Genomic DNA, 2,208 nt, shown 5'->3' on the forward strand with positions numbered 1-2,208 from the left:
CGTCAGCACCCAGAGGGGGTCGACCAGTGTGCCCGTACACGCACGGGAGTTGGCCTCATCGCCGAGGTTGAGCTTCACGACGTTCGGGAGCTGGCCGGCGGCGGCCTCGGGGCCGGCCACCGCCAGAGCGGGAGCCGAGGTGATCAGGCCTGCGGAGACCGCAATGGCGGTGACGAGCAGGCCGGAGATCCGCGCCGGGCGCGGGCGGGAAACGGGCATGGAGGTTCCTTCGGGTTTCACTGCGCGGCCGCAGGCGGCCCCCCGCGGCGCCGGAGGCGTCACGGGGGCCGGCCTGGGTGTCAGAGGGTGCCAGCGAGGGAGATGGAGCCGAGGGTTCCGGTGACGCCTCGGGCGGTGACCGGCGCGGTCGGGCCCCAGGTGCGGTCGGTGTGGCGGATCGTGTGCACGATCCGGTTGTCGGTGGTGGTCACGGCTACCTGGAGCTCTCCGTCCACCGTGCCGACGGCGACGGACTTGGCCGTCACGGCGCCGAGGTAGTTCCGCAGGTCACCGAACGGCGCCCACGTGCCGTTGCCGTAGCGGACGGAGTGGTACTGCCTGGTGCCGTTGTCGGTGGCGACGACGATGTGCGCGTCGCCGCCCGCACCGGCCATGGCCACGGAGCTGATGGAGCCGGTGGTACCGGCGACACCGGCCACGTCGCCCCAGCCGGTCCAGTGGCCAGTGGTGGCGCGGACGGTGTGGAAGGCCTTGCCGCCGCTGACGGCGACGAGCTGCAGCTGGCCCCCGGCGCTGGCGGTGGCCACCGACGTGACGGCGCCGATGGGACCGACCGCGCCGGCGAGGTCCCCGAACGGGGTCCAGTTACCGGCGGCGTTGCGCACGGTGTGGAACACCTTGCCGCCCGCGACGGCCACGACGTGGAGGTCGGTGCCGATGGACACCGTGGAGACCTGGGTGATGCCACTCAGGCTGCTGGCCGCGGCGTTGACGTCGCCGAAGACGCCCCACGTTCCGTCCGCCTTGCGGATGGTGTGATACAGGCGTCCGTCGCCGCCCAGCGCCACCACGTGGGTGTCGCCGTCGATGCCGGCGACGGCAGCCGTGCGTACGCCGCCGATGTTCCCCGCTTTGGACTGGACGTCGGTGAAGCCGGTCCAGGAGCCGTCGTTCAGCCGGATGCCCTGGTACAGCGTCGAATCGGCCTGAACGAGGGTCTCGGCCTTCCAGCCGGATGTCAGAGCCCGCACCCCCTGCACCCAGTCGGTGAGGTCGTCGATGCGCGCGGTGATGGCGCCCGTACGGGTCTCCGTCGCCGGTGCGCCCAGGCAACCACCCTGCCAGGAGCGGGAGTTGATGCCGATGAGCTCGCCGGAGGCGTTGAGGAGCGGGCCGCCGGTGTCACCCTTGCAGAGCGCGTCGGCGCCCTTGCCGGTGATGCTGTACGTGGCGGCGGCGGTGGTGTCGAGCGTGAAGGTGCCGGTGTGGAGCTTGTCCGGCACCCAGTCGGACTTCGTACGGCCGAACCCGGCTGCGGTCAGCTCCGCTCCGGCGGCCGGGGCGGCGGTGGCGCGCTTGATGCCCGCGATGCCGGCGGCCGGGGTCGCGAGGCGGGCGAGGACCAGGTCGCGGTCGGTACGGGGTACCAGGTCGACGACCTCGACGGCCTTGCCGTCACTGAGGGTGGCGGTGCTCTTCAGCGCGGGCTTGCCGGCCGGAACCGGCGTACCGGGGGTGGCGGCGAAACAGCTGGCAGCGGTGGCGATCCATGTCTGGTCGACCAGGATTCCGGTGCAGGCGCGGGAGTTCGCCTCGTCGCCGATGTTCAGCTTCACCACGGAGGCGAGTTGTCCGGCCGCGGCTTCGGGACCGGTCACGGCGAAAGCGGGCACTGCGGTGATCAGGGCGGCCGAGACCGCGGTGGCGGAGACGAGCAGGCTGCTGATTCGCGTGGTACGCGAACGAGAAAGGGACATGCGGGTTCCTTCGGTTGAGCAGGCGCGTGGGAAACCGACCGAAACTCTGTCTCGATTGCTTCGCCGGCCGTGTGGAACCGCTCTGCGCGCTGCCGGATTTCATGGTCGCCAAAAGACCGGAGACTAAGACTTGTCCCGTAAATGATCTTTGAGTCGCCCTGGGCAGGGTCGGTCGCGGTGCGATCCGCTGGCTTATCCGGCGAGGGCGAGGTTGTGCAGGCGGGCGATGCCGAGCATGGCTTGGTGCACTCCGTCGCCTTTGAGGCGGCAG

The 2,208-nt window shown here is 70.9% G+C and carries 1 protein-coding gene and 1 pseudogene; both read right to left on the bottom strand.

Annotated elements, in window-relative coordinates; translation table 11 throughout:
• Positions 1-219 (bottom strand): annotated as a pseudogene (locus AB4039_RS42040) (S1 family peptidase); the annotation flags it as partial.
• An 80-nt stretch (positions 220-299) separates the two neighbouring features.
• On the bottom strand, positions 300-1,937 hold the full coding sequence (locus tag AB4039_RS42045; RefSeq protein ID WP_266846872.1) for a trypsin-like serine protease: 1,638 nt from the start codon (positions 1,935-1,937) through the stop codon (positions 300-302).
• Between the last annotated feature and the right edge of the window lie 271 nt (positions 1,938-2,208).

It is taken from the genome of Streptomyces sp. M-16, from assembly GCF_052114405.1.
Classification (GTDB): domain Bacteria; phylum Actinomycetota; class Actinomycetes; order Streptomycetales; family Streptomycetaceae; genus Streptomyces.

Excerpts from the sequence above, each read along its gene's own strand:
- AB4039_RS42045 (WP_266846872.1), bottom strand. The coding sequence starts at position 1,937 with ATGTCCCTTTCTCGTTCGCGTACCACGCGAATCAGCAGCCTGCTCGTC.